General features: G+C 65.1%; 8 protein-coding genes and 1 pseudogene. 4 read left to right on the forward strand and 5 right to left on the reverse strand.

Annotated features, from left to right (window positions below; genetic code table 11):
• Positions 1-268 precede the first annotated feature (268 nt).
• Positions 269-588, reverse strand: a pseudogene (locus FDW81_RS18560) (cupin domain-containing protein).
• A 344-nt stretch (positions 589-932) separates the two neighbouring features.
• Between FDW81_RS18560 and FDW81_RS17810 the strand changes: the two are divergent.
• On the forward strand, positions 933-2,234 hold the full coding sequence (locus FDW81_RS17810) for a hemolysin family protein (RefSeq protein WP_138135534.1): 1,302 nt from the start codon (positions 933-935) through the stop codon (positions 2,232-2,234).
• Positions 2,235-2,260: 26 nt separating this feature from the next.
• On the opposite strand, the gene FDW81_RS17815 is transcribed toward FDW81_RS17810, so the two are convergent.
• Positions 2,261-3,310, reverse strand: coding sequence for a LuxR family transcriptional regulator (locus FDW81_RS17815; protein WP_138135535.1), 1,050 nt, complete (start codon positions 3,308-3,310; stop codon positions 2,261-2,263).
• A 120-nt stretch (positions 3,311-3,430) separates the two neighbouring features.
• On the opposite strand from FDW81_RS17815, the gene FDW81_RS17820 reads away from it, so the two are divergent.
• Positions 3,431-3,829 carry a DUF1304 family protein gene (locus FDW81_RS17820; RefSeq protein WP_138135536.1) on the forward strand — a complete coding sequence of 133 codons (399 nt, stop codon included), beginning with the start codon at positions 3,431-3,433 and terminating at the stop codon, positions 3,827-3,829.
• A gap of 154 nt (positions 3,830-3,983) precedes the next feature.
• Positions 3,984-4,418, forward strand: a complete 435-nt coding sequence (locus FDW81_RS17825; protein WP_138135537.1) for an ester cyclase — start codon at positions 3,984-3,986, stop codon at positions 4,416-4,418.
• Between the two features lie 89 nt (positions 4,419-4,507).
• Here the strand turns inward: FDW81_RS17825 and FDW81_RS17830 are convergent, their stop codons facing one another.
• The 3 genes from FDW81_RS17830 to FDW81_RS17840 all read right to left on the reverse strand — a co-directional run bounded on the left by FDW81_RS17830 (position 4,508) and on the right by FDW81_RS17840 (position 5,967).
• Complete coding sequence (locus FDW81_RS17830; RefSeq protein ID WP_138135540.1) at positions 4,508-4,765, reverse strand: excalibur calcium-binding domain-containing protein; 258 nt, start codon at positions 4,763-4,765, stop codon at positions 4,508-4,510.
• A gap of 90 nt (positions 4,766-4,855) precedes the next feature.
• Positions 4,856-5,236, reverse strand: a complete 381-nt coding sequence (locus FDW81_RS17835; protein WP_138135538.1) for a VOC family protein — start codon at positions 5,234-5,236, stop codon at positions 4,856-4,858.
• Between the two features lie 221 nt (positions 5,237-5,457).
• On the reverse strand, positions 5,458-5,967 hold the full coding sequence (locus FDW81_RS17840) for a DUF664 domain-containing protein (RefSeq protein ID WP_138135539.1): 510 nt from the start codon (positions 5,965-5,967) through the stop codon (positions 5,458-5,460).
• Positions 5,968-6,131: 164 nt separating this feature from the next.
• On the opposite strand from FDW81_RS17840, the gene FDW81_RS18785 reads away from it, so the two are divergent.
• Positions 6,132-6,323, forward strand: a complete 192-nt coding sequence (locus tag FDW81_RS18785; RefSeq protein ID WP_171027276.1) for a hypothetical protein — start codon at positions 6,132-6,134, stop codon at positions 6,321-6,323.
• Positions 6,324-6,573 lie beyond the last annotated feature (250 nt).

Here is a 6,573-nt window from a genome sequence, read left to right on the forward strand (position 1 = left end):
TTGGTTTGTTTTTTGGGGTTTGGCCGCCCGCGGTTACCAGCTCTTCGCTGTCTCTCCGCGGCGACTTAGAAAACAATACACCCCCGCAAGCCGCCCAGCAAATCACCGTGCCAAGGGGCAGTAATCCGCGGAATGACGCGGCAGGAAGGTCCACCGGGGCACCCAAGCGGCCCTTCGCCGCCGTCCTTAAGATCTGTGTGCTGCAGCACGTTGGGCGAGTGGCGGCAGCGGCGGCAGCACCGCCATTGGAGGCGGACGCTAAGCCCTGCTACCGGTCCAGCTTGACCACCGTGAACAACACCGCAGAATCCTCCTCAGCTTCAAGGCTGTGCAGCCCGTCCGGGACGACGGGACGATGAGGAGACCGCCGGCTTTGCCCTGCCAGGCCTCCCCGCCCGACTTCAGCCACACCGGTCCCCTGATTACGTACACCGTGGCCTCGGCGGGGTTGACGTGCTCGCTAAGCTGCGTGCCTGCGCGAAAGGCCATGACCGTCTGGCGCAGCTTATTCTCGTGGCCGCCGAACGCTGTGTCCGAGGCCCGCCCGCTGGAGGCCGCCACGGCGGCTTCGAGCTGCTGACGGGCCAGGGCAACGCGGCAGCAACACCCAGCGCGAACATCCGCATCCCCGCCACCGTTGACCCGCCCTGGCTGCCAGCGAGTGCAATGAGAACCCCCACCACCACGACGATGGGAATGCTGATGAGTGCCCTGCGGCTCTTCTCCTGGATAGAAACGTCCTCTCACGGCCGCCCCCTCTCAGCGGCACGGTCCAGTGCCGCACCTGATCTTCGGAACGGAGAGGTGTCTGTATTGGCGCCGTCAGCACAGCCCTTCGAGGGACCACCTGGCGCCAGCCCAAGGAACTCACCCGGTCCAGGAACACCGCTGATGCAGCCCACGATGCCGGAACCGTTAGGTAGTGTCTGATCATGGACGCCGACACCCTGGTCAACTTCCTGCTGGTCCTCTTCTTTGTGCTGCTGGGAGGGGTGTTTGCCGGCACTGAAATGGCGCTGGTGTCCCTCCGCGAGAGCCAGGTGCGCCGGATGGAGAAGTCCGGCAGGCGCGGTGCCCGGATTGCTGCGCTGGCCGGAAACCCCAACCGTTTCCTCTCCACCGTCCAGATCGGCGTTACGCTCTCCGGTTTCTTCTCCGCCGCCTATGGCGCCTCCACGATTGCGCCCGACGTCGAACCCCTCCTGGCCGGCCTGGGTCTCGGCGCGGCAGCCGAACCCGTTTCCTTCATCGGCATGACGCTGCTGGTGGCCTACCTTTCCCTGGTGCTCGGCGAACTGGTACCCAAGCGGCTGGCGATGCAGAGCGCCGTCGGCTTCACCAGAGTCCTGGCCCCTCCCCTGGGCGTGCTCTCCGAGATCATGCGCCCCGCCGTCTGGCTCCTGTCAGTATCCACGGACGCGGTGGTCCGTCTCTTCGGCGGCGACCCCAACGCCAAGCAGGAGAGCATCAGCTCGGAGGAACTGTGGGACATGGTGGCGCAGAGCGAGACGCTGGAGGAACACAGCCGCAGCATCCTGACGGACGTGTTCGGCGCCGGCAACCGCTCCCTGCAGGAGGTCATGCGCCCCCGCACCGACGTCACCTTCCTCAGCGGGGCGCTCACCGTCGCCGCGGCGCGGAACATGGTCAGGGACGGCCCGCACTCACGCTTCCCCGTGATCGGCACCAGTCCGGACGACGTTCTGGGCTTCATCCACATCCGCGACCTCATGCCAAGGGACGGGGACTACGACGACCTGCCGGTGCGGGACATCGTCCGCGAAATCCTGCCGCTGCCCGGGACGAACAAAGTAGTGCCCTCACTGAGCCGGATGCGCAGGCTGGGCCAGCACATCGCGCTGGTGGTGGACGAGTTCGGCGGCACTGACGGCATCGTCACGCTCGAGGACCTGGTGGAGGAACTCATCGGCGAGATTTACGACGAGTACGACACCGGCGCCGAGCCCGAGGACCGCGTGACCATGGCCAACGGAACAATCGACGTCGACGGCGGGCTGATCCTGCAGGAGTTCGCCTCGGCGTCCGGCATCGCGCTGCCGGAGGGCCACTACGAGACGGTGGCCGGGTTCATCATCGACAGGCTGGGCCGCCTGCCGCGCGTGGGCGACCAGGTGGAGGTGGACGGGCACATGCTGACAGTGACGGCGATGGATCGGCTGCGCATTTCCCGGATCCGGGTCACTCCCGCTGGCGTGGCCCCCGGCTCTGGCTGACGCCTGAACTGGAGTTGCAGGCAGCCTCACGCCACCAGCTTGGCCACCAGCTCTCCCCGACTGCCCACGCCCACCTTCTCGAACAGCGACTTCAGGTGGTCGTGCACGGTGTGCGGCGAGATGAACAGGTGCCGGGCGATCTCCGCCGTCGAACTTCCGGAAAGTACGTCCAGGCACACCTCCCGCTCCCGTGCCGTCACTCCGTAGGCGGCGAGCAGCAGGGTGGCCAGGTCATGGGTGGTGGCGGATTCCACGGTGACCACCATCTGCTCCGGGTCATCACCCGTGATCAGGCGGCTGGCCTGCAGGACCACCCAGTTGTTGCCGGCGTCGCGCATCCTGGCCCGCGCGCTTCCGGACTGCGCAGCGTGCGCCTGCGCCACCACGGAGTGGAGCGTCATGCTGAAGCGGCCCGGCGCTCCGTCCTCCACCTCGGCCAGCCAGGAAACGGCGGCGGGCGTGGCAGCCCTCAGTTCGCCGTGCCGGCCGGCGATGACAATTACAGGTCCGACGGCGGCGGGCCGGGCTGGGTGCCCTGCGCGGACAGCGATCCTGGTGGCCGCCGCAAGGGTAGCTGTGACGGCGGCCAGGAACTCCACCTCGCGGTCTGTGAAGTCGCGCCCGCCGTCACGGAAAATGCTGCCCACTCCCCAACAGGCGTCATCGACCCGGAAGGCTGCCCGCAGCTCGTGCTCCAGGCCTTGGGGCTTCAGCAGGTCGTTGATCCGCACGCTGCGGACCACGTCCCGGTGCGGCGCGTCCGACATCCTGGCGATGGGCCGTGGGCGCTTGAGCAGCTCAGCAAAGGCGTGCGGTTCGTTGCCGGTGTATTCGGCTTCAGCGAAGCGCGCGGAGAGCTCCTCGTACTCCTGCTCCCCCACGGGCCATGGCTTCCAGTTGGTGATGGAGGTCATCACCAACGAGTCGGGGTCGACGGCGGCCCAGCACCCCTGCTCGAACGGCACCGCCTGCTGCACCACCTCGAGCGCGGATGGGTAAAGGCAGGCCAGGCTGATTCCGCTGGTGGCCAGGGCGGCGATTTCCCGTCGGGCACGCTCAGCGCGCTCCTCCCACATATGTCCAGTATCCGCCCAGGGGGCCGCACCGCAATCCCCCAAAGCGGGGATCTCCCCGGCACCCCGGAACCCCGTGGCGGGGGATGGGGAAGGTGCGCGCCGCCGTCGTACTCTTCCTTCATGAACGCCGTATCCCAGATCTTCGCGGTACTTGCAGCCGTGATCTACATCGTGGTGTTCCCGCTGGAAAGCTTCCTGATGTACCGGCCGTGGGCGCAGAAGTTCCTGAGCACCCCGCCGCAGAATGTTCCGGCCGTGATGATGTGGGCCATCCCCACAGGGTTCCGCAACCTGGTGATCGGCCTGGGAGTCCTCGCCGGGGTGGTGGCCGTCAACATGGGCTACGTGGTGGTGGGCTACACCCTGGTGATCTACTGCTGCCTGAACATGGTGCTGACCGCCCCGGCCATGTTCCTGGCTGACATGCTGGGCCACTACCCGCGGAAGGGCGAGAGCATTCCGGGGACCTTGGCAGCCACCATTCCGGCCCTGATAGCGCTGATAGCGCTGCCCTTTTGAAGGGGGTAACCGCGCTGGCTATAAGGGGTAGCCCGGCTCGTTGACAGCCTGTCCGCCGCAGAAGTGCAATTAAAGTGGCTCCAGCAGAAGCCGAAGCCAACCCACCGAAGCGGCCTCCGCTTCCGTGAGGCCGCCCGAAATTGGAGGTCCACAAATGGGACAGGCACGCGAAGTCATGGATCGCCTCACCTCGGCCATGAACGCAAAAGACAGGGAAACGCTCGCTGGCTGCTATGCCGCCAACGCCGTGGCCTATGCCCCCGACCAAGGCGAACTCCACGGCCGCGACGCAATTGCCGGCTACCTCTTCCACTTCTGGGAAGCCATCCCTGATGTCCGGTACGAGCTCGTGGAAAAGCATGACGCCGGGGACGTGGCCATCGACGAAGGAGTTGTCGGCGGGACGAACACCGGGCCGCTGACTCTGCCGTCCGGCGAGACCCTCCCGGCCACGGGCAAGCAGATCAGGATTCGGAGCTGCGACATCGCCAGGGTCGAAGGCGGCGAGATCACTTCCCACCACTTCTACTTCGACCAGATGGAGTTTATGACGCAGCTTGGACTGATGCGGGAGCTCACTTCCCATTAAGCAGCGCGACTTGGCCTTCCGCAGGCGGTATAGGAAAGCCGTGGATACCTTCGGCATGGAAGGTACCCACGGCTTCTTTGTATCTGTGCTCAGCTCTCGCAGCCGGCGCCGTCGCGGTCCCGGTCCAGACCTGCCCGAGAGCCGGGCTGCCCCGAGTAGAGCGGAGCAGCGCCGGCTGCCTTGGCATCCGCGCAGCTGCCGAAGTAGACGGACGCCGGTGCGGCAGGGGCCGCCGGGGCAGGAGCCGGTGCCGGCGCAACGGGAGCAGGAACAGCAGGGGCAGCCGGTGCCGGTACAACTGCCTGCTGAGCAGCCTTAGCCTCGACCTTGAACCCAAGGTCTTCCAGCTGCTCCGTGGCCTTGTCGAAGGTCTTGGTTCCTTCTTTGTTCTGTTTCTGATGCTCTCCGTCACATTATGGATTGGTAAGCGATTAGGGCTAAGCACGCTGGGAGATGTTGAGGATGTTGCCCTCGCTGTCCAGGAACCAGGCGGCCTTTGCCCAGCCGATGGTTGCCACGCCGTTCTCCGTTTTCAAGCCCGGGAAATCGTAGTCTTCAAACGTGACGCCGCGTCCCCGCAGATCCTCCATATCGCGTTCGAGGTTGTCCGTTTCCCAGCCCATCTGGGTGTTCTTTGCCGAGCCGGCATTGTCCGTCTGGTAAAGCAGGAAGCTCGTTCCGTTACCGCAGCGGTAAATGAGGTTTTCCTCATCGATTGATTCGGACGGCTCCAGCCCCAGCTTGTCCCGGTAGAAATCCTTTGCCCTGTCGATGTCCTTTGCGGGAAGGACAGCCATGAGCGGTGAGTCCTTGAGCATGATGATTTCTTTCTCTTCGGTGTTTTCGCATTGATGGCGATGCTCTCCCCCGGTGGCGGCACGGAACGTCACTATCCGCGCCGCGTGGCCGCCAGTTCCGCCTGCCCTTGGCGGCCAACTGGAACCCCGCAACGCCCCGCCAGCCATTATCGGCGCCCGGGTTCCCGAAGCTTATGTGGACATTATGGAACCGTTTTGATCATGCGGAAATAGGGGCTTTTCTAGTCGCTCGCGGCGTTCAGGCCCTTGGCGTATGCGGCCTGGCCCACGTGCTGGAGACAGTCAGCGATGGTGCTGACGAGCCGCACGCCCAAGGTGACGGGCGGGTCCCAGCGCCTGTCAACGATTCTGTCGAGGTCCTGGTCGCCGAGGGTTTCAACCCACCGGACGGTCTGCCGGTGGACAGCGTCGTAGTACTCCAGCAACAGCTCCGGCTCGGCCCGGACCGCATCCACTTCCGCACTTGAATGGCCGTAGCCTGTGTCCTCCTTTGGCAACTTCAGGCCGAAGCGCTCAACAAAACCTTGCGACGTCCAAACCTGATCCAGCCTGGCGGCGGCAGCCACCTGTACGTCCTCCACCCGGCCGAGGTGCCATATGAGCCAAGCGATGGAATTCCCAGTGCCACCGGGCCGCTTGACCAGAGCGCCGCCGCCGAGCCCTTCCAGCGTTTCCTCCACTGTTTCCCTAATGCGGCCAAAAGCGTCCAGCAGCAATTCGTTCGTTTTCACTCATGCCCTCTCCGCAGCTGTGAACCGCTACTTTTGAATTTCCGCCCTGCGCAGGCGGACGATCTCTTCCAGGACGTCGTCGGGAAGTTGGCTCGGGCGTGAAACAGATGGTCCCCACCATGGTGTTCGGCCGCAATGCCACCTGCCCGCCAATGTTCTGGTAGATGCCCGCAGGCAGCACCCATCCCACCTCCCCCGCCGCCGGAGGCCCCGTCCTGCCCGGCCTCGCCACCGCCGCCGAATCCGAAGGACACCAGCGCGACGGGGATGACCTCTTCCCCTCCGAGCTGGACCGGGGGACCGTAGGCCCTGGCGACGCCAACGTTCTTGAATGCGTCAACAAGGGAGGCAAATGAATCAGCCATGGCTCCACAATAGGAGCCACGGGCAACAGGCAACACCCCAGCCGAGGGGGAGAAGTTCAAGAATGGGCTTCGCCACAAACCGCGCCGGTGGCGGCGGAATATCACGGCCGGGAAAGCCGATCCGGCAGTAGGAGGCCAGCCTTTAGGACCTTGCGTGGAGGATCCGGGCCACGCCCTCTTCTCCCGGGGACAAACATGCATAGATGAAGTCCGCGTGCCTGAGCCCTGGGTTGATTTGGTC

Origin of the sequence: Pseudarthrobacter sp. NamB4 (genome assembly GCF_005796185.1) — a bacterium.
Lineage (GTDB): Bacteria > Actinomycetota > Actinomycetes > Actinomycetales > Micrococcaceae > Arthrobacter.

What these genes read in the sequence shown, in the direction of transcription:
- FDW81_RS17810 (WP_138135534.1), top strand. Translation starts at nt 933, where the DNA reads ATGGACGCCGACACCCTGGTCAACTTCCTGCTGGTCCTCTTCTTTGTG.
- FDW81_RS17815 (WP_138135535.1), bottom strand. Translation starts at nt 3,310, where the DNA reads ATGTGGGAGGAGCGCGCTGAGCGTGCCCGACGGGAAATCGCCGCCCTG.
- FDW81_RS17820 (WP_138135536.1), top strand. Translation starts at nt 3,431, where the DNA reads ATGAACGCCGTATCCCAGATCTTCGCGGTACTTGCAGCCGTGATCTAC.
- FDW81_RS17825 (WP_138135537.1), top strand. Translation starts at nt 3,984, where the DNA reads ATGGGACAGGCACGCGAAGTCATGGATCGCCTCACCTCGGCCATGAAC.
- FDW81_RS17835 (WP_138135538.1), bottom strand. Translation starts at nt 5,236, where the DNA reads ATGCTCAAGGACTCACCGCTCATGGCTGTCCTTCCCGCAAAGGACATC.
- FDW81_RS18785 (WP_171027276.1), top strand. Translation starts at nt 6,132, where the DNA reads ATGCCCGCAGGCAGCACCCATCCCACCTCCCCCGCCGCCGGAGGCCCC.